Here is a 20,027-nt window from a genome sequence, read left to right on the forward strand (position 1 = left end):
ACGCTCAACACCTTCGGCGCCGACCTCGGCGAGCCGCGAGCGGAGAGCCACAAACAGGAGGGCCGCCCACCCCCCCCCCCCCCCCTCCCTCTCCCCCCCCCCCCCCCCCCCCCCCCCCCCCACCCACCAAAACCCCCCCCCCCCCCCCCGCTAAGAGGTGTGGCAAAGTGAGTTCTCGTGTCACGTCCAGACGGTCGTTCCAGCATCCAAGACATCGCCCGTGCCCGGTTGAGCGACGGTTTCGTCGGCCGCGTCGGGGAACGTGAAGACTTCCGGGCCAATCTGGCGTTGCCGGGCAGCGACCGGCGTCGCCGGTACCTGTACTCGGTGCACGGTCTCGCGGGAGTCGGGAAGACCTTTCTCCTCGAACAGCTTCGCGGTATCGCCGAGGAATCCCGCGCCGCCGTCGGGTTCGCGGACGACCGCCTCCAGGATCTGCCCGCGACACTGGTCAAACTCGCGAAGGACCTCGCTCGCGGCGGGCACGAGATGCGGCGATTCGAGAAGCGCTACGAGTCCTACCTCAAGGCGAGAGAACGGCTCCACAACGATCCGCAGGCTCCCGCGGCCGGTCGCGCACTCGTCACCAAGACCGTGGTCAAGGCCAGCCTCGGCATGGCGAAGACGCTGCCCGGCGGCAGCATCGCCGCGGACGCGATCGATGCCGACGCGACGGCGAAACAGCTGGAGCAGCTGCAGAGCTACCTCGCGGCGAAGTTCAAACGGAAGGCCGACGTCCAGCTGCTCCTGGATCCGGCGGAGGAGCTGACCAAACCGTTCGTCGAGGATCTCTGGCGGCTTCCGGAATCCCGGCAGATCGCCCTGTTCTTCGACACCTTCGAACGCACGGCGCCGGTACTGGAGACCTGGCTGCTGGACCTGTTCGGCGGCCGGTACGGGGATCTGCCGCAGAACCTGGTGCTCACCGTGGCCGGCCAGTTCCCGCTGGACGAGGCGAAATGGAACCGGTACGCGCCGCTGGTGCGCGAGATCGAACTCCGGCCGTTCACCGAACCCGAGGCGCGCCACCTGCTCGCCGAGCACGGGATCACCGACGAGCAGGTGATCGAGACCGTGCTGCGGCTGACCGAGGGCCTGCCTGTCCTGGTCGCCATGTTGGCGGAGCGAAAGCCCTCCGAGGCGGACGCCGTCGGTGATCCCGGCGACGACGCGGTCAAACGATTCCTGCACTGGGTTCCCGACAAGGCCAAGCAGAAGATCGCCGCCACGGCGTCGCTGCCCCGCGTCCTGGACGAGGACGTCCTCGGCGTCCTGACCGGGAAGGAAACGGCGGGGGAGACGTTCCGCTGGCTGCGGGAACTGCCGTTCGTCGGGCGGCGCGAGCTGCCGGTGCGCTACCACCCGGTGGTCCGCGGTCCGATGGTGCGCATGGAACGCGGTCGGTCACCCGGAGAGTTCGCCGGACACCATCGCAAGCTCGCCGAGTACTACGAAGGCCGGTGCGCCGAACTCGGGCGCGGACGGCATCGCGATGCCTGGAACGACGAACGCTGGCAGCGAAGGAAACTGGAACAGACCTACCACCGGATCTGCGGCGATCCGGCCGAAGCGCTGCCGGACGCCCTGCTCGGCGCCGCCGAGATGATCACGACCAGCACCGCGGCCGCACGAACCTGGGCACGCATGATGGAGCAGGCGGGCATCGACGCCGACGAGCCCGCCGTCCTGCGCTGGGCGCGGCGGTTGGGCGAAGCGGTGGGAGACGGCGACGGCCCCCGTGAAGTGGAGGTCCTCGATCTGCTGGCCGGGGCCGGTGAACTCGACGCGGCCAGGCTCTCGACGGTGATCAGACGGCGTGCCTGGGCCTATGAGGGCCGGGATGAACTCGAGGCGGCGAAAAGGGACTTCGACCGTGCACTCGACCTCAACCCCGCCGATCCTTACGCCTGGAGCGATCGCGGCAACTTCCTCCGCAACCAGTCGGACTGGGCGCCGGCGCTCGAAGACCTGAACCGTGCGGTCGAACTCGACCCCACCTACGCGTACTCGTGGCGTGGTCGCGGTTCGGCCCGAGCAGAACTCGGCGACCTCGACGGCGCGATGACCGATCTCGACGAGGCCGTCCGCCTGCAGCCCGACCACGCGTGGGCCTACACGGCCCGCAGCGCGGTGCACCACAAGCGCGGGGATCTCCGGAGGGCGATCGACGAACTCGACATCGCCATCCGGCTCGATCCCGACTACGCCTGGGCGGTCAACTACCGGGCGGGCCTGCTGGCCGAACTGGGGGAGACAGCCGAGGCGCTGGCCGGGTACCGGGCGGCGGTCGCGCTCCGTCCCCAGGACGTCTTCCACCTGTCCGAGCTCGCCTGGTTCCTCGGGAAGATCGGTGATGACGACGAGGCCGCGAAGGTGTTGGACGCGGCTATCGCGGCGGATCCCGGCAGCGCCAGGCCACTCGCGATCCGGGCGGCGTTCCACCGGAGCGCGGGGCGGCACCGGCTCGCGATCGACGGCTTCACCGCCGCGCTCCGGATCGACCCGGACTATGAGTGGGCGTACTACATGCGCGGGCTCGTCCATGACGACCTCGGTGATCGGCAGGCGGCGCTGGCCGACTTCGACCGGGCTGTCGAGCTGGCTCCCGAAGACGCCGAGAATCACCTGTGGCGAGGGATGACGCTCAGCCGGTTGAAGAGGAACGGTGAAGCGGTGGAGGCCTTGAGCCGCGCGATCGAACTCGACCCCGGCAGCGAGTGGGCGCACACCTGGCGGGCGTTGGCTCACCAGCGACTGGGCGATCACCGGGCCGCTCTCGCCGATATCGACGTCGCACTCGAATCGAGCCCTTCGAACTCCTTCTTCCATGTGACCCGGGCGGAAAGCCTGGCGAAGCTGGATCGCCACGACGAAGCCAGGGCGGAGTTCGACGAAGGGGTCCGGTTGGGCGAGGACGGAGGGTACGCCTACTACCAGCGCGCCCATCATCGCGTTCTCTTCGGCGACCTCGACGGAGCCCTGTCCGATGTGGACAACGCGCTGGCCGACGGCCACGACGAGAGCAGCCGCGTCCTGCGTGCGGAGATCCATCGCCGGGCGGGCGACTACGGCAAGGCCATCGAAGAACTGCGTGAATTGACAACGCTGGATCCGGACGACACCGAATACCGCGGGAACCTCGGGGAGGCCTTGTTGTTCGCCGGCAAGCCGGACGAGGCGAGGGAGGTCTTGCGGTCACGCGCGCCGCGATCCCTTTGGATACGCAACCTCCTCGCCATGGCGGATCTGAAGACCGGGCGAACCGAAGACGCCCGACGACAGTTCGCCGAAGGCCTCGAGGAGACCTTGGCCGCCGCGGCCGCCGCCCCCGAGGACTGGGACGCCAAGGCCCAGCCGCTCTTCTATTTCCTGGTTCTCGGCCGCGCCGAGGACGCGAAACGCGAGCTCATCGAACTTCTCGGGGGAGATCCGCCGCAAGAGGTCCGGCTGGACGTGCTCCGCGATTTGAAGGAGACGGGACAGCTGTTGCCCGAACTCGGCGAAGTGATCGACGAGCTCTCCGCGCTGGTCCCGCGACCGGTGCTCAACCGCCCAGGTGTTTGAGCGCCTCCTTCCGGGACAGATTCGAGAGCGCCGGGTGCGCGGCGACGAACTCGCGCACCCAGTCCGGCTCGGTCTTCGCGTACTCGCGCAGGGCCCAGCCGATCCCCTTGCGCAGGAAGAAGTCCTTGTCGTCGATGTTCGCCTCGATCGCCCGGGTGAGCAGATCGGTGTCGGTCCCGCCTTTGGCGCCGACCTGGCAGATCACCGCCGTGCGGCGGCGCCACCTGTCCTCGTCGTAGGCCCAGGTGAGCATCAGGGGGAGCACCGTCTCCGGCTCGGCCCGCAGGATCGGCCCGACTCGGCGGATGGCGAGCTCGTCGACGTAGTCCCACCACGCGCCGGTCACGATCATCTCCTCGTACAGACCGAGCAGCTCGCTGTCCTGCCAGGGGGCGTAGGCGCGGTGACCGGAAAGGTCGATGGCCGCATAGCGCTCCTCGCGGAATTCCGCTTCGCGCCACAGGGTCCGCACGGCGGTGGAGAAGGTCACCTCATCGGGTAGCGAATGTTCCGCGAAAACCGATTTCAGCACGGCCGACCTAGCAGGTTTCGGCACGCCGAGGAACGGCATTTCCGACTTCATGTACGCCCGCATCGCGGTCGCCTTCTCCGCGCCGGCCAGTCCGGCCAAACCGTTGCGAACCGCCGAAACCAGGCTTTTCACCGTATCCATGCGCGCTCCTCTCCCTGCCGGCCGCCGCGAGCGTACGACAGGGGACCGACAAGACGGATATGCCCGGATCGGGGCGCGGATACCGACTAAAGAGGGATGGCGGTCAACGTGTCGGTCAGCGAGATTGAAGCCGGTTCTCGGTAGCTTCGGCCCGACCGGGTCGAACGCGGACGAAAAGGAACACATGAAGAAATTCGTTGCCGCCCTGGCGGTCGCGGGGATCGGCGTCGGCACCATGGCGCTCGCCCCTTCCGCCACGGCCGCCTCGGCGTCGGACTTCGATCCGAAGCCCATCAGCTGGGGAGCCTGCACCCGGCCGAGCCTCGTCAAGGCCGGCGCGGAATGCGGCTTCCTCGAGGTCCCGCTGGACTACGCGAAGCCCGGCGGCGAGAAGATCTCGATCGCCGTCTCGCGCGTGAAGCACAAGTCCGCCCAATCGCAGGGCGTCATGATCGTCAACCCCGGTGGCCCCGGCGGATCGGGCCTCGGACTGTCGACGCTCGGCCGGGCCGTTCCCAAGAAGGCGGGTGAGGAGTACGACTGGATCGGCTTCGACCCGCGTGGAGTGGGGTCGAGCAAGCCGTCGCTGACCTGCGACGGCAACTACGCCTCCTACAACCGCCCGCAGTACGTGCCCACCACGCGTGCCATCGAGAAGACTTGGCTCGCGAAGGCAGAGGGTTACGCGAAGGCGTGCGCCAAGAACGGCGCGATCCTGGAGCACATCAAGACCATCGATGTCGCGAAGGACGTCGACAGCCTGCGCAAGGCACTGGGCGAGAAGCAGATCAACTACTACGGCTTCTCCTACGGCACCTACCTCGGTCAGGTGTACAGCACGCTGTTCCCGCAGAACGTGCGGCGGATGGTGTTCGACGGCACCGTCGATCCGCGCGACGTCTGGTACAAGGCGAACCTGAACCAGGACATCGCCTTCGACAAGAACATCAAGACCTACTTCGGCTGGCTCGCCAAGTACGACGACGTCTACCACCTCGGCAAGACCGCTTCCGCGGTGGAGAAGCTGTGGTACGCGGAGCAGAAGAAGCTGTACGACAAGCCGGCGGGCGGCGTCATCGGCGGTTCCGAGTGGACGGACATCTTCCTGCAGGCCGGCTACTACGTCTTCGGCTGGGAGGACATGGCGAAGGCGTTCTCCGGATGGGTGCACCAGGGTGACTGGCAGACCCTGAAGGCCCTGTACGACGACTCCAACCCGCCGGGCCAGGACAACGGCTACGCGGTGTACGCGGCTGTGCAGTGCACCGACGTGGCGTGGCCGCAGAGCTGGCCTCGCTGGAAGTTCGACAACTGGGTCACGCACTTCCGGGCCCCGTTCGAGACCTGGGGCAACGCCTGGTTCAACGCGCCGTGCCTCGACTGGCCGGCGAAACCGGGCAAGCCGGTGGAGATCGACGGGCGCAAGGTGCCGGGAATCCTGCTGGTCAACGAGGAGAACGACGCCGCGACGCCGTACCCCGGCAGCCTGGAGGTCCGCAAGCGCTACCCGAACTCCAGCCTGATCAGCGCTCCGGGCGGCACGACGCATTCGGGCTCGCTGTCCGGTGTGTCCTGTGTGGACGACAAGATCGCGGACTACCTGCTGACCGGGAAGCTGCCCGAGCGGAAGCCGGGCAACGGTTCGGACGTGCAGTGCACCCCGGTCCCGCCGCCGGTTCCGGCCGGTTCGTCGGCGACGGCGAAGAAGTCGGACGTGCCTTCGTCCTCCGCTGAAGTGAAGAAGGAGACGCTGGCTCAGACGCTGCGGTTCTGAGCTCGATCGCTCTTCGGGATGCTTCGCCGCCCCGGTCCGGATTTCCGGGCCGGGGCTTTCCCTTGCCGCAATCAGTCCTCTGAACGCGCTGGACGACCGGCATGACCGGCACCCTTTCGACCCGAATCGCGATGAAAGTACCGGTCATCCACCGGCCCGGCGCCGATTCCCGCCGCCGGGACGGGGAATTGTCGGCACCGCCCGTTAGCGTCCCCGGCATGACCATTGTCGAAGAGCACCGGACCGAGATCCGCGTGCAGGACACCGTTTATCGCATCGAGGTCGCCGCCCGTGAGGGTGGCGGCGCGGCCGGGGAAGACCGCTGGGTGACCGTCCTGGTCGGCGGAGCCGGACCGCAGGAGGAGCCTGTCGCCGAAGGCAGGCTCGACATCGACGCCGAGGCCGTACCGGCTTTGGCGACCGTCCTTTCCGACACGCTGATGGCGTTCGCCGGGCGGAGCAACGGCCGGAACGGTCGCCGAAGATCGGCGGACCGCCCCGCGCACCAGGGTTCGCCGTGGTCCGACGAGCTGGACGCCGAACTGGAAAGCCGTTGGCTGGCCGGGGAAAGCGTCGAGGAGATCGCACGTCGGTTCGAGCGGACGCCGGGCGGGATCCGGGCCAGGCTGCCCAGGGTCGGCTGCGACCCGGAGCGCCGTGGCGCGTATCTCCCGATCCCGCCGAGCCAGCGAGAGGTGGTGAGTGAACTCGGCTGAATCCAGGCGGCCGCGGGGGCATCCGGCCCTCGTGGCCGCCGTCAGTCCACCGTGTTGTCCGAGGAGCCACCGTGATCAACGGAGGATCCGGGACACTCAACGTCCCCGATCTTCCGTTGATCAAGCTCGTGCCGATCACGACCTGTGGACCGACGACCGAGCGGGGAAGATTCCGGCCGTCCAACGGCCGGAATCTTCCCCACCCGACCGCACCGACAACCCGCACAAACTCCACATCAGGGGGTAAACAAATACGAGTCCCCCAAGAAGCCATCACGACACGAGCAGCGAGTACCCGGGCGACGTCCGAATGCCCTTCTGTCCCGGCAATCCACCGTATTAGTCCACAGTGGACGCAAGACCGCGGTTCACCCGCGCCGCCATCTCCCGGAGGTGCGCGATCAATTCCGGCGGCTCGTGCACGGTGAACTCGCAGCCGAGTCCCAGCAGTCGGAACGCGAGCCAGTCGAGGGTGTCCGCGCCCGCGTTCCAAACGCAGCCGGCGTCATCGACAGGTTCGAGTTCACCGATGGCGTCCCCGATCGCGGGGGCGACCTGGTTCATCGGCGCGTGCAGGGTCACTCGCGCGCTGTAGGTGGGAAGGAGGCTGTACATCCTGTCGGTGACATAGGCCGCCACGTCCTCGGCGGGCGGCTGCCGCGGGGTGGCCCGGCCGCCGGTCGCTCGCGGCTCGGCGATCCGGTCCGCCCGGAAGATCCGCCAGTCGTCGCGGTCGAGGTCGTAGCCGAGCAGGTACCAGCGGCGCCCGGCCGAGACTAGCCGGTGCGGTTCGACGTGCCGCCGGGATTCGGTCCCGTCGCCGGTGCGGTAGGCGAACCGGGTCCGTTCGGTGTTGGCGATCGCGCCGGCGAAGACGGTGAGGTGTTCCGGGTCGACGGCGGGTCCGGTGCCGGGCAGCGGCACGGTCGCGGCACCCAGCGCGCCGACGCGGTAGCGCAATCGCGAGGGCAGTACCTGTTCGAGTTTCGCCAGTGCCCGGACCGACGACTCCTCGATACCGGAGATCGCCTGCCCGGCGGCGCTCCGGAGACCGACCGCGATGGCGACGGCTTCCTCGTCGTCGAGCAGCAGCGGGGGCATCGCCGCGCCCGCGCCCAGCCGGTAGCCGCCGTCGGAGCCTCGTGACGCGTCGACGGGGTAACCGAGCTCACGTAGGCGGTCGATGTCACGCCGGATGGTGCGCTGGCTGACCTCCAACCTTCGTGCGAGCTCGCTGCCAGGCCATTCGCGCGGTGTCTGCAGGAGCGACAGCAGGCTGAGCAACCGGGCGGGCGTGTCCGTCATGCGGTAAGGATGCCCTGGAGAGAGGACAGGAGATGACCTATATGGGGTGAGCCGCATGACTTTGTTTGATTGAACTTGCACCGCTGTGCATAATCATTCGTATGACGGTGAAGATCGCGGTTGCCGGAGCCAGCGGGTACGCGGGCGGCGAACTCCTGCGCCTGCTGCTGACCCATCCCGAAGTCCGGATCGGCGCGCTGACCGCGGCCAGCTCTGCGGGGACGCCGCTCATCCAGCACCAGCCGCACCTCGCGCCGCTGGCGGACCGCGTCCTGCTGGAGACGACCCCGGAGACCTTGGCCGGACACGACGTCGTCTTCCTCGCCCTGCCGCACGGCCACTCGGGTGCCATCGCCGCGCAGCTGGGCCCGGACGTCCTGGTCGTCGACCTCGGCGCGGACCACCGGCTGGCGAACGCGGCCGACTGGCAGCGCTGGTACGGCGGCGACCACGCCGGACAGTGGCCGTACGGACTTCCCGAACTCCCCGGCGCCCGCGAGCGCCTCACCGGGACCAAGCGCGTCGCGGTCCCCGGCTGCTTCCCGACCGGCGGTTCGATCGCCCTCGCCCCGGCGTTCGCCGCAGGCCTGGTCGAGCCGGAGGTCAACGTCGTCGCCGTGACCGGGACCTCGGGCGCGGGCAAGAGCCTCAAGCCGAACCTCCTCGGTTCGGAGGTGATGGGTTCGGCCACCGCGTACGGCGTCGGCGGCGCCCACCGCCACACCCCCGAATTCGCGCAGAACCTCTCGGCGGTCTCGGGGGAGCGGGTCAAGGTCTCGTTCACTCCGGTGCTGGCCCCGATGCCGCGGGGGATCCTCACCACCGCGAGCGCCGCGCTCAAGTCCGAGGTGGACGCCGACGGTGCCCGCGAGGTGTACGAGAAGGCCTACGCAGCCGAGCCGTTCGTCCAGCTGCTGCCTTCGGGCCAGTGGCCGTCGTCGGCCTCGGTCGTCGGCTCTAACAACGTCCAGCTGCAGGTCACCGTCGACGCCGACACCCGGCGCCTGATCGTGGTCGCGGCCATCGACAACCTGACCAAGGGCACCGCGGGCGGTGCCGTGCAGTCGATGAACATCGCACTCGGCCTCCCCGAAACCACCGGACTACCGACCGTAGGAGTCGCTCCGTGACCGTCACTCAGCCGAAGGGATTCCGGGCCGCGGGCGTCGCCGCCGGGATCAAGGACTCGGGCAAGCTCGACCTCGCGCTCGTCGTCAACGACGGTCCGCTGCAGGTCGCGGCCGGCGTGTTCACCCGCAACGTGATCAAGGCCGCGCCCGTCCTGTGGTCGCAGGAGGTCCTCAAGCAGCAGCGCCTCAAGGCCGTCGTGCTCAACTCCGGCGGGGCGAACGCCGCCACCGGTCCCGGTGGTTTCCAGGACACCCATCAGACCGCCGAGAAGGTCGCCGAACTCTTCGAGGCGGGCGCCATCGAGGTCGCCGTCTGCTCCACCGGCCTGATCGGCGAGCGCCTCCCGATGGACGCGCTGCTTTCCGGCGTGGACACCTCCTTCAAGGAACTCGGGACCGGCGCCGAGACCGATCTCAACGCCGCCACCGCGGTCATGACCACCGACAGCAAGCCGAAACAGGCGGTCGCGAAGCACGACAGCGGCTGGAGCGTCGGCGGATTCGCCAAGGGTGCCGGCATGCTCGCGCCGAACCTCGCGACGATGCTCTCGGTCCTCACCACCGACGCGGTCGTCACGCCGGAGGTCCTCGACCGCGCCCTGCGCGCGGCCACCGGTATCACCTTCGACCGGCTCGACGTCGACGGCGGCACCTCCACCAACGACACGGTGCTCGTCCTCGCGTCCGGCGCCAGCGGCGTCGAGCCGACCGAGGCCGAACTGACCGAGCTGCTCACCGCGGTCAGCCTCGATCTCGTGCTGCAGCTGCGTGCGGACTCCGAGGGCGCGACCAAATACGTCGACGTCACGGTCACCGGCGCGGCGAACGAGGCCGACGCCATCGCCGTCGGCCGGACGATCGCCGAGGACAACCTGGTCAAGACCGCGCTGTTCGGTTCGGACCCGAACTGGGGCCGCATCGCCATGGCGCTGGGCCGGGTGCCCGCGGAGATCGACCCGGAGAAGGTCGCCATCGCGATCAACGGCGTGACCCTGTTCGCCAAGGGCACCCCCGCCGCGGACCGTTCCGAGGCGGACCTCTCCGGCCGCGACATCAAGATCGTCGTCGACCTCGGTCTCGGCGAAGGCGAGGCGACGATCTACACGACCGACCTCTCGCACGCGTACGTCGAAGAGAACAGCGCGTACTCGTCATGAGCCCTTCCGAATCCACGGTCCCCGCGGACGAACGGCTCGCGACCGCCGCCGAGAAAGCCTCGATCCTCATCGAGGCCCTGCCCTGGTTGCAGCGCTTCCACGGCGCCACCGTCGTGGTGAAGTACGGCGGCAACGCCATGATCGACGAGAGCCTCAAGCAGGCCTTCGCCGAGGACATGGTGTTCCTGCGCATGGCAGGGCTGCGTCCGGTGGTGGTGCACGGCGGCGGCCCGCAGATCACCGCGATGCTCAACCGGCTCGGCGTCGAAGGCGAGTTCAAGGGCGGCCTGCGGGTCACCACGCCGGAGACGATGGACATCGTCCGCATGGTGCTGACCGGCCAGGTCAGCCGCGAACTGGTCGGGCTGATCAACGCGCACGGCCCGTACGCGGTCGGCATCTCCGGCGAGGACGCGCGACTGTTCACCGCCGAGCGCAAACAGGCCACTGTGGACGGTGTGCCGGTCGACATCGGTCTGGTCGGCGAGGTCTCCGAGGTCAACCCGGACGCGGTACTCGACATCGTCAACGCGGGCCGGATCCCCGTGGTATCCACCGTGGCGCCGGACATCGACGGCGTCGTGCACAACATCAACGCCGACACCGCCGCCGGAGCGCTGGCCGCCGCGCTGGGCGCGGAGAAACTCGTCGTCCTCACCGACGTCGAAGGCCTCTACGCCAACTGGCCGGACCGCGGCTCGCTGGTCGACCGCATCCGCGTGGACCGCCTCGAAACCCTGCTGCCCGGCCTCGCCAGCGGCATGATCCCGAAGATGGAGGCCTGCGTGCGCGCCATCCGCGGCGGTGTCCGCCGCGCACACGTGATCGACGGCCGCATCGCCCATTCGGTACTGCTGGAGGTCTTCACCTCCCGCGGCATCGGCACCATGGTCTTCCCCGAAACGGAGCTCCCGTGACCACCCTCAAGTCCAATGCAGACGGCCAGGAACACTGGAAGTCGTCCCTCATGGACAACTACGGCACCCCGGCGCTGACCCTGGTCCGCGGCGAGGGCGCGAAGGTCTGGGACGCCGACGGCAAGCCGTACCTCGACCTGGTCGGGGGGATCGCGGTCAACGCGCTGGGCCATGCCCACCCCGCCGTGGTCGCCGCGGTCTCCGAGCAGGTCGCGAAACTCGGGCACACCTCGAACCTCTACGTGAACCCGGTCGTCGTCGAATTCGCCGAAACCCTCCTGGACGTCGCCGGTCTTTCCGGTAACGCGAAGGTGCTGTTCGTCAACTCCGGCGCGGAGGCCAACGAAGCCGCGCTGAAGCTCAGCAGGCTCACCGGACGCACCAAGATCGTCGCCTGCGAGGGCGCCTTCCACGGCCGCACCATGGGCGCGCTGACGTTGACCGGTCAGCCGTCGAAACGGGATGCGTTCGCGCCGCTGCTGCCCGGCGTGACCCACGTCCCCTACGGTGACATCGACGCGCTTCGCGCCGCGGTGGACACCGACACGGCGGCGGTGTTCCTCGAGCCGATCCTCGGGGAGGCGGGCGTGGTCCCGGCGCCGGACGGCTACCTCCAGGCCGCGCGGGAGATCACCAAGGCGACCGGGACCCTGCTGGTCCTCGACGAGGTGCAGACCGGGATCGGCCGCACCGGCGCGTGGTTCGCCTTCCAGCACGCCGGCATCGTGCCGGATCTCATCACGCTGGCCAAGGGCCTCGGCGGTGGCCTGCCGCTCGGCGCGGTCATCGGCGTCGGGGAGGCGGGTGAACTGGTGAAGCCGGGGCAGCACGGGACCACCTTCGGCGGTAACCCGATCTGCTGCGCCGCCGGGCTCGCCGTGCTCAGGACCATCGCCAAGGACAACCTGAACGACCACGTTTCCGCACTGGGCAAGGACATCGCCTCTGGTGTCGAGGAACTCGGCCACCCGTTGGTCGCCGGGGTCCGCGGCGCCGGGCTGCTGCTCGGCATCGCGCTGCGCGAGCCGGTCTCCGCGGCCGTCGCCAAGGCCGCGCAAGAAGCGGGGTACCTGGTCAATCCGGTCGCACCGGACACGATCCGGCTGGCACCGCCACTGATCCTGAGCGCCGATCAGGCCAAGGGATTCCTCGATGCCCTTCCCGGGGCGCTCGATTCCACCACCACTTAGGACAGAGACGAAACCCATGCTCCGCAACTTTCTCCGCGACGACGATCTCAGCCCTGCCGAACAGGCCGAGATCCTGGACCTCGCCGACCAGTTGAAGGCCGAGCCGCTGAGCTCCCGCGCGCTGGAGGGCAAGTCGGTCGCGGCGATCTTCGAGAAGAACTCCACCCGGACCCGGTTCTCGTTCGAGGTGGGCATCGCCCAGCTCGGCGGGAACCCGGTGATCGTCGACGGACGCTCTATGCAGCTCGGCCGCGAAGAGACCATCGAGGACACCTCACGGGTGCTTTCGCGCTACCTCGACGCGATCGTGTGGCGGACCTTCGCCCAGAAGCGTATCGACGCGATGGCGTCGGCGGCGAGCATCCCGGTGATCAACGCGCTCACCGACGAGTTCCACCCCTGCCAGGTGCTCACCGACCTGATGACCATCCGCGAGCGCAAGGGCAAGCTCGCCGGGCTCACCCTGGTCTACCTGGGCGACGGCGCCAACAACATGGCGCATTCGCTGCTGCTGGGCGGCACCACGGCCGGGATGAACGTGCGCGTCGTCTCGCCGGAAGGCTTCCAGCCCGATCAGCAGGTCATGCTCGACGCCAAGCACCGATCGAGTGAAACCGGCGGCAGCACCACGGTCTTCACCGACCCGTACGCCGCGGTCGAAGGCGCGGACGTCGTCGTCACCGACACCTGGACCTCGATGGGCCAGGAGAACGACGGTCTCGACCGCGTCGGCCCGTTCCGGGAGCTGCAGGTGAACGCCGCGCTGATGCGCCGGGCGGCGGACGAGGCGATCGTGCTGCACTGCCTGCCCGCCCACCGCGGCTGGGAGATCACCGACGAGGTCCTCGACGGGCCGTCGAGCGCGGTCTGGGACGAGGCCGAAAACCGGCTGCACGCGCAGAAGGCGCTCCTGGTGTGGCTACTGGACGAGAAGCGACGATGACCGGCAGCAGGGTCACCCGGCAGGCCCGGATCACCGAACTCGTGTCCACGATGGCCATCCGCAGCCAGACGGAGCTCGCGAAGCTCCTGGCGGCGGAAGGTATCGACGTCACACAGGCGACGCTGTCACGGGACCTCGACGAACTGGGCGCGGTGAAGCTCCGAGGTGCCGATTCGGGTGCGCCGGTGTATGTCATTCCGGAGGACGGCAGCCCGGTACGCGGGGTGCAGGGCGGTACCTCCCGGCTCTCGCGGCTGCTCGCCGAACTGCTCGTTTCGGCGGATTCGTCAGGGAACCTGACCGTGCTGCGCACCCCGCCGGGGGCGGCGCAGTTCCTCGCCAGCGCCATCGACCGGGCAGCGCTGGAGGAGGTCGTCGGTTCGATCGCGGGTGACGACACGGTCGCGGTGATCGCGAGGGAACCCTTGTCCGGCAAAGATCTGGCCGAGCGCTTCATGGCGCTGGCCCGGCGGTCGTCCACAGTGGACGGCGGTGAGGAGGCCGAAGGTGACGCCTGACGGGTTCGCCTTCCCGGATGACCCGGAGAAGGCGGTCATCACCTTCGACGAGGGGGTGCCGGTCGCCATCGACGGGGAGACCGTGACGCTGCTGGAAGCCTTCCAGCAGTTGAACCGCCGTGTCGGCGCCTTCGGGATCGAAGGACGCGAGATCTACGAAAGCCCGGGTGCGCTCGCGCTGGTCACCGCGCACGACGAGCTGGAGAAGGTCAGTGCCGGGCGGGTGTCCGGCGAAGTCCGCCTGATCCTGCACCGCGGGAACGCGGTCGTGAACTCCGCGCGCGATGAGCGCACACTGTACGACTTCACCACGGGCACCGGTTTCGACCAATCGGTCGCCTGACGAGAACCAAGCAATTTCGAGGAGTGTTGTGAGCGGGAATGAGCAGCCGGTGCAGCTGTGGGGCGGCCGGTTCGCCAGCGGGCCGGCCGAGGCGATGGCGGCGCTGAGCGCGTCGACCCATTTCGACTGGCGGCTGGCGCCGTACGACATCGCCGGTTCGCGGGCACACGCGCGAGTGCTGCGGAAGGCCGGGCTTCTCACCGAGGACGAGCTGACGGGCATGCTCGCCGCGCTGGACACGCTCGCGCAGGACGTCGCTTCGGGCGCGTTCACCCCGACCGTCGCCGACGAGGACGTCCACACCGCGCTCGAACGCGGTCTGCTGGAGCGGGCGGGTACCGAACTCGGTGGCAAGCTGCGGGCGGGTCGTTCCCGCAACGACCAGGTCGCGACGCTGTTCCGGATGTGGCTGCGCGACGCCGCCCGCCGTGTGGTCGCCGGCACCCTTGGCGTCGTCGACGCGCTGGTTTCGCAGGCGGACCGGCATCCGGACGCGGTCCTGCCGGGCCGCACCCACCTGCAGCACGCCCAACCGGTCCTGCTGGCGCACCACTTGCTCGCGCACGGCCAGTCGCTGCTGCGCGACGTCACCCGGTTGCGTGACTGGGACGCTCGCACCGCCGAATCGCCCTACGGTTCCGGCGCGCTCGCGGGCTCCTCACTCGGCCTCGACCCCGAAGCCGTCGCCGCGGAACTGGGCTTCGACACCAGCGTCGAGAACTCCATCGACGGAACCGCGTCGCGGGATTTCGTCGCCGAGTTCGCCTTCGACGTCGCGATGCTCGCGGTCAACCTGTCGAGGATCGCCGAAGAGGTGATCATCTGGAACACCGCCGAATTCGGCTACGTCACCCTCGACGACGCCTGGGCGACCGGCAGCTCGATCATGCCGCAGAAGAAGAACCCGGACGTCGCCGAGCTGACCCGCGGCAAGGCGGGACGGCTCATCGGCAACCTGACCGGCCTGCTCGCGACGCTCAAGGCGCAGCCGCTGGCCTACAACCGGGACCTGCAGGAGGACAAGGAGCCGGTCTTCGACTCCGTCGAGCAGCTGGAACTGCTGTTCCCGGCGATCGCGGGCATGCTCGAGACGCTGACCTTCCACACCGACCGGCTCGCCGAACTGGCGCCTGCCGGATTCACCCTCGCCACGGACATCGCCGAATGGCTTGTGCGGCAAGGGGTTCCGTTCCGTGTCGCACATGAGGCGGCGGGGGAGAGCGTCCGTGTCGCCGAGGGCCGCGGTGTCGGCCTCGACGAACTGACCGACGAAGAGTTCGAGAAGATCAACCCGGCGCTGACGCCGGCCGTGCGCGAAGTGCTCACCGTCGAAGGCTCGGTGCGTTCGCGCAACGCCCGCGGCGGTACCGCCCCGGAGCGGGTCGCCGAGCAGCGGGACCGGCTGGTCGCGCGGGTCACCGAACACCGCTCCTGGCTGGGCTGACCTCTCGCGTGAAGGCCCCTTCCCTCGGCCCTGGTTTAAGTGACCAGCAGAGGGAAGTGGGCCTTCACGCGCTTGAGGGAAGCCTGGTCGCCAAGCCGTCGAGGACGCAGTCGAGACCACGTTCGAAGTCGTCGTCGTTGGTCTCACCGGGCTTCTGATCGCGCTGGGCCGCGTAGAGCTTCTTCAGCCGCGGATGGTCCCGCACCGCCTGCTCGGCCGTCGGCCATAGCCGGTCTTTCCATTCCTGCTCGCTCTGCCCGCTTCGCTTCAGCGTCGTGAGCCACGCGGCTTCGCTGGTGGCCCTCCCGACGACGTAAGCCATGAGCGTGTTCCAGGCCAGATCGGCGTCATCCAGGGAGAAGCCGGCGTCCTCGAACAGCGCCAGTGCCGCCTCCGACAGCCGCAGGACGTTCGGTCCCAGATACGCCACCCCCGCCTCCCCGAGCAGCGAGCCGATCCAGGGATGGCGGAGGAACACCGAACGCAGGTCGTGGGCGAATCGCGCCGCCACCGCGCGCCACGGGCCGGCCCCCGGGAGGCCGACCTCGCCGTAGATCTCGTCGACGACCAGTTCGACCAGCTCGTCCTTGCTGGCCACGTGGGTGTACATCGACGCGGCGGCCACGTCGAGCCGGATCCCGAGCTTCCGCATGCTCAGTGCCTCGATGCCCTCGCCGTCGAGAAGTTCGATGGCCGCGGAAACGATCTGCTCCCGGCTCAGCGAGGGCTGATCGCGTCGTCGTTTCGGCGGCCGGGCCCACACCGACGTGAACGGCATACCGCGCTCCCCACTTTATCCGTACAGTGTTCAGTATGCCTAACAGTGTACGGACAACCTTCGACCTTGCCCACTGGCAGTCCCGCCTCGACGTCCTGCGGGCCGGGCATCATGTTCCGGGCGCGACGCTCGCGGTGCTGATGGACGGCGAAATCCACGAGCTCGCGAGCGGGATCCTGCACCGGGGGACCGGCGTGGAGACGACCACGGATTCGGTCTTCCAGCTCGGCTCGATCGCCAAGGTCTACACGGCCTCGCTGGTGATGGGGCTGGCCGAGGAAGGACGGCTGGAGCTCGACGCACCGGTGATCGACGTCCTGCCGGAGTTCGCGACGGTCGATCCGGACGCGACCAAGACGATCACCACCCGGCAGCTTCTGAGCCACACCAGCGGACTCACCTGCGACTTCACCGAGGACACCGGACGCGGCGACGACTGCCTCGCCAAATACGTCGAAGCCGCCAGAGGAGTGGCGATGGACTGCCCGTCGGGGACCGCGGCCTCCTACAGCAGCGTCGGGTACAACGTGCTCGGCCGGATCGTCGAGGTCCTCACCGGCCTGACCTGGGACGACGCCTTGCGGCAACGGATCGTCACCCCGCTGGGGCTCACCGAGACGATGACCCTGCCCGAAGAGGCGTTGCGGTTCCGCGTCGCGATGGGACATCTCGGGCCGGATCCGGCGCCGACGTCCGCCTGGGATCTCATGCCGCGTTCGGCCGGGCCGTACGGTCGCGTTCTCGCCACGGCCGGCGATGTGGTCCGCTTCGCCCGGATGTTGCTGGACGGCGGCACCGCGTCCGACGGAACCCGGGTACTCGGTGCCGAAACGGTCGCCGCCATGTGCCGCCGTGAGGTCGAAGTGCCCGACAAGTGGACGCTTGATTCCGACGGCTGGGGGCTGGGACTGTCGATCTACGACTGGACCGGCGTTTCCGGGTTCGGGCACAACGGATCGTCGATCGGGCAGCGCTCGTACCTGCGGGTGGTGCCGGAAGCAGGACTGGTCTTCGCCCTGCTCACCAACCACGGGACGACTGATCGGCTGTACACCGAGCTGTCCAGGGAATTGCTCGGTGAACTCGCCGGAGTCCGGGTGCCCACCGCGTTCGGCCCTCCGCCGTCGCCGCCCTCGGTGCACGTCGCGCCTTTCGCGGGCGTCTACCGGCGCGCGGGCGTCATGATCACAGTCACCGAGAAGAACGGGAAGCTGCACTTCGTCTACGAGTTCGTCGACGCGCTCGAGGGCATCGCCCCGCCGATCGAGGCGGAGCTGGTCCCCGTGTCGGAGAACGTCTTCGCCGGGAAGAACTCGATGTTCGGCGACGACTGGATGCCGGTGTTGTTCTCGAAGCTCCCCGACGGCACCGACTACTGCTACACCGGCATGCGGGTGGCGCCCAGGATCGCCGGTTAAGGTCGGCGCAGGAAGATCGCGAGGACAAGGGGAGTGCGGAACGTGGAGACCGGCAGACAGTTCACCCGGCGGGAGCTGGCGCTGGATCCGGTGGAGCTGTCCACGCTCCTGCTCGGCGCGGTGCTGGAAGCGACCGGTCCCGACGGCACGGTCGCCGTCCGCCTGGTGGAGGTCGAGGCCTACCGCGGCCTCGACGACCCCGCGTCGCACTGTTATCGCGGCAAGACCCCGCGCAACGAGGTCATGTGGGGACCGGCCGGGCACCTGTACGTGTACTTCGTCTACGGCATGCACTTCTGTGCCAACGTCGTCGGTACCGAAGACGGCCAGCCGGGCGCTGTGCTGCTGCGCGCCGGTGAAGTGGTCACCGGCGCAGACATCGCCCGTGCGCGCAGGCCGACCGCGCGGGGCAACGGCGAACTCGCCAAGGGGCCGGCCATCCTCACGTCGGTACTCGGCATCGACCGGGCGGAGAACGGCATCGATCTGACCGACCCCGCGTCACCCGTCCGGCTGTTCACCGGCGAGCGCGTTCCGGAGTCGTCCATCCGCAGCGGGCCGCGTGTCGGCGTCGCGATGGCGATGGACACGCCATGGCGGTTCTGGATCGACGGCTCGCCCGCGGTCTCCACCTACCGCCGGGGCGGCAAGCGGCGGGCGGCGGCCCCCGGCCGATAGTCGGTTGACCTGGTGCGGGAGGATCTACAGGCGTGAGCGAGCACATCCTTGACGAGCTGACCTGGCGCGGCCTGATCGCGCAATCCACCGACACCGACGCACTGCGGCGAGACCTCGACCAAGGACCCCTCACGCTCTATTGCGGATTCGACCCGACCGCGCCGAGCCTGCACGCCGGCAACCTGGTCCCGCTGCTGATGCTTTCGCGCTTCCAGCGTGCCGGCCACCGGCCGATCGTGCTGGCGGGCGTCGCCACCGGCATGATCGGCGACCCGCGCGACACCGGTGAGCGCACCCTGAACACGGTGGACACCGTGTCGGAGTGGGCCGACCGGATCCGCGGTCAGCTGGAGCGGTTCGTCGACTTCGACGGCTCGCCGACCGGTGCGGTCATCGAGAACAACCTGGACTGGACCGCGAAGCAGAGCGTGGTCGAGTTCCTGCGCGACGTCGGCAAGCACTTCCCGGTCAACATGATGCTGAACCGGGAGACGGTGAAGCGCCGCCTCGAAACCGACGGCATCTCCTACACCGAGTTCAGCTACCTGCTGCTGCAGTCACAGGACTACCTGCACCTGTACCGCGAGTACGGCTGCAAGCTGCAGATCGGCGGCTCCGATCAGTGGGGCAACCTCGTCGGCGGGGTCGACCTGATCCGCCGCACCGACGGGGGGCACGCCCACGCGCTGACCGCGCCGCTGGTCACCGACTCCGACGGGCGCAAGTTCGGGAAGTCCACCGGCGGCGGCAGTGTCTGGCTCGACCCGGAGATGACCTCGCCGTACGCGTGGTTCCAGTACTTCCTGAACGTCGCCGACGCCGACGTCATCCGCTACCTGAAGATGTTCTCCTTCCTCGGGCAGGAGGAGATCGCGGCGCTCGCCGAGGACACCGAACAGCGCCCCCACCTGCGGTCCGCGCAGCGGAAGCTGGCGGAGGACTTCACGACGCTGGTGCACGGTGAGGCGGCGACCCGTCAGGTCATCGCCGCGAGCCAGGCGCTCTTCGGCAGGGGAGAGCTGCGTGAACTCGACTCGCCGACCCTCGACGCCGCCATGGCCGAGGTGCCCAACGGCAAGGTCGACCCGAACGGCGAGGCGACGATCGTCGATCTGTTGATCGCCGCCGGGCTCGTCGACAGCAAGGGTGCCGCGCGCCGCACCGTCAAGGAAGGCGGCGCGTACGTCAACAACACGAAGATCGCCGACGAGGAGTGGAAGCCGTCCGCGGACGACGCTCTGCACGGCCGCTGGCTCGTGGTCCGCAAGGGCAAGCGCAACGTCGCCGGCGTCCGCGTCGGGGGCTGATCGCGGCCCCGGCCCGAAACAGGGGCCTTGACCTGCGGAAACGCAGTTAAGGTACCCCCCTGTTTCGGGCCCCTGCGGGCCATGTAAAGTTCTCCAAGTCGCCAGGGAAACCGGGTGGCCGACCGGGACACGAACCAAGCTCTCGCTCAGTGCGATTGAGTGGGTGTCCCAC

At 68.9% G+C, this 20,027-nt stretch carries 17 protein-coding genes; 14 read left to right on the plus strand and 3 right to left on the minus strand.

Annotated features, from left to right (window positions below; translation table 11 throughout):
- The first annotated feature begins 177 nt into the window (after positions 1-177).
- Positions 178-3,564 carry a tetratricopeptide repeat protein gene (locus ACZ7KI_RS42410; RefSeq protein ID WP_470278654.1) on the plus strand — a complete coding sequence of 1,129 codons (3,387 nt, stop codon included), beginning with the start codon at positions 178-180 and terminating at the stop codon, positions 3,562-3,564.
- Here ACZ7KI_RS42410 and ACZ7KI_RS42415 read toward each other — a convergent pair.
- A complete protein-coding gene (locus tag ACZ7KI_RS42415) occupies positions 3,545-4,237 on the minus strand; it encodes a DNA alkylation repair protein (RefSeq protein ID WP_470278655.1) in 693 nt (230 codons plus the stop codon). The genes ACZ7KI_RS42410 and ACZ7KI_RS42415 overlap by 20 nt on opposite strands.
- A 184-nt stretch (positions 4,238-4,421) precedes the next feature.
- Here ACZ7KI_RS42415 and ACZ7KI_RS42420 point away from each other — a divergent pair, with 184 nt between their 5' ends.
- Both ACZ7KI_RS42420 and ACZ7KI_RS42425 read left to right on the plus strand, forming a co-directional pair.
- Positions 4,422-6,011: an alpha/beta hydrolase gene (locus tag ACZ7KI_RS42420; protein ID WP_470278656.1), complete on the plus strand. Its 1,590-nt coding sequence runs from the start codon at positions 4,422-4,424 to the stop codon at positions 6,009-6,011.
- Between the two features lie 218 nt (positions 6,012-6,229).
- A complete protein-coding gene (locus ACZ7KI_RS42425; protein WP_470278657.1) occupies positions 6,230-6,727 on the plus strand; it encodes a helix-turn-helix domain containing protein in 498 nt (165 codons plus the stop codon).
- Between the two features lie 339 nt (positions 6,728-7,066).
- Here the strand turns inward: ACZ7KI_RS42425 and ACZ7KI_RS42430 are convergent, their stop codons facing one another.
- Complete coding sequence (locus tag ACZ7KI_RS42430) at positions 7,067-8,032, minus strand: helix-turn-helix transcriptional regulator (protein WP_470278658.1); 966 nt, start codon at positions 8,030-8,032, stop codon at positions 7,067-7,069.
- A gap of 101 nt (positions 8,033-8,133) precedes the next feature.
- Here ACZ7KI_RS42430 and argC point away from each other — a divergent pair, with 101 nt between their 5' ends.
- From argC to argH, 8 genes are read left to right on the plus strand one after another with little or no spacing between them, the layout of a single operon-like run.
- A complete protein-coding gene (gene argC / locus ACZ7KI_RS42435; RefSeq protein ID WP_470278659.1) occupies positions 8,134-9,162 on the plus strand; it encodes an N-acetyl-gamma-glutamyl-phosphate reductase in 1,029 nt (342 codons plus the stop codon).
- Positions 9,159-10,319: a bifunctional glutamate N-acetyltransferase/amino-acid acetyltransferase ArgJ gene (gene argJ / locus ACZ7KI_RS42440; RefSeq protein ID WP_470278660.1), complete on the plus strand. Its 1,161-nt coding sequence runs from the start codon at positions 9,159-9,161 to the stop codon at positions 10,317-10,319. Before argC ends, argJ begins: the two co-directional genes overlap by 4 nt.
- On the plus strand, positions 10,316-11,236 hold the full coding sequence (argB, locus tag ACZ7KI_RS42445) for an acetylglutamate kinase (RefSeq protein ID WP_470278661.1): 921 nt from the start codon (positions 10,316-10,318) through the stop codon (positions 11,234-11,236). The genes argJ and argB overlap by 4 nt, the downstream gene beginning before the upstream one ends.
- Positions 11,233-12,426 (plus strand): acetylornithine transaminase, encoded by a 1,194-nt coding sequence (locus tag ACZ7KI_RS42450; RefSeq protein ID WP_470278662.1) that lies wholly within the window; start codon positions 11,233-11,235, stop codon positions 12,424-12,426. Before argB ends, ACZ7KI_RS42450 begins: the two co-directional genes overlap by 4 nt.
- A 16-nt stretch (positions 12,427-12,442) precedes the next feature.
- Positions 12,443-13,369, plus strand: a complete 927-nt coding sequence (argF, locus tag ACZ7KI_RS42455; RefSeq protein WP_470226231.1) for an ornithine carbamoyltransferase — start codon at positions 12,443-12,445, stop codon at positions 13,367-13,369.
- Entirely contained in the window at positions 13,366-13,887 is a 522-nt protein-coding gene (locus ACZ7KI_RS42460) for an arginine repressor (protein ID WP_037313092.1), read from the plus strand. Before argF ends, ACZ7KI_RS42460 begins: the two co-directional genes overlap by 4 nt.
- Complete coding sequence (locus tag ACZ7KI_RS42465; RefSeq protein WP_470278663.1) at positions 13,877-14,230, plus strand: argininosuccinate synthase; 354 nt, start codon at positions 13,877-13,879, stop codon at positions 14,228-14,230. Before ACZ7KI_RS42460 ends, ACZ7KI_RS42465 begins: the two co-directional genes overlap by 11 nt.
- A 28-nt stretch (positions 14,231-14,258) precedes the next feature.
- Positions 14,259-15,674 carry an argininosuccinate lyase gene (argH, locus tag ACZ7KI_RS42470; protein ID WP_470278664.1) on the plus strand — a complete coding sequence of 472 codons (1,416 nt, stop codon included), beginning with the start codon at positions 14,259-14,261 and terminating at the stop codon, positions 15,672-15,674.
- A gap of 64 nt (positions 15,675-15,738) precedes the next feature.
- Here the strand turns inward: argH and ACZ7KI_RS42475 are convergent, their stop codons facing one another.
- Positions 15,739-16,452 carry a TetR/AcrR family transcriptional regulator gene (locus tag ACZ7KI_RS42475; protein WP_470278665.1) on the minus strand — a complete coding sequence of 238 codons (714 nt, stop codon included), beginning with the start codon at positions 16,450-16,452 and terminating at the stop codon, positions 15,739-15,741.
- Positions 16,453-16,487: 35 nt separating this feature from the next.
- Between ACZ7KI_RS42475 and ACZ7KI_RS42480 the strand changes: the two genes are divergently transcribed.
- The 3 genes from ACZ7KI_RS42480 to tyrS are packed head-to-tail and all read left to right on the plus strand — an operon-like array spanning position 16,488 to position 19,855.
- Entirely contained in the window at positions 16,488-17,870 is a 1,383-nt protein-coding gene (locus ACZ7KI_RS42480) for a serine hydrolase domain-containing protein (protein ID WP_470278666.1), read from the plus strand.
- A gap of 42 nt (positions 17,871-17,912) precedes the next feature.
- A complete protein-coding gene (locus tag ACZ7KI_RS42485; protein ID WP_470278667.1) occupies positions 17,913-18,548 on the plus strand; it encodes a DNA-3-methyladenine glycosylase in 636 nt (211 codons plus the stop codon).
- 32 nt (positions 18,549-18,580) lie between these two features.
- A complete protein-coding gene (gene tyrS, locus ACZ7KI_RS42490; protein ID WP_470278668.1) occupies positions 18,581-19,855 on the plus strand; it encodes a tyrosine--tRNA ligase in 1,275 nt (424 codons plus the stop codon).
- The last annotated feature ends 172 nt before the right edge of the window (positions 19,856-20,027 follow it).

The sequence above is a fragment of the Amycolatopsis sp. NPDC039088 genome (assembly GCF_055598845.1).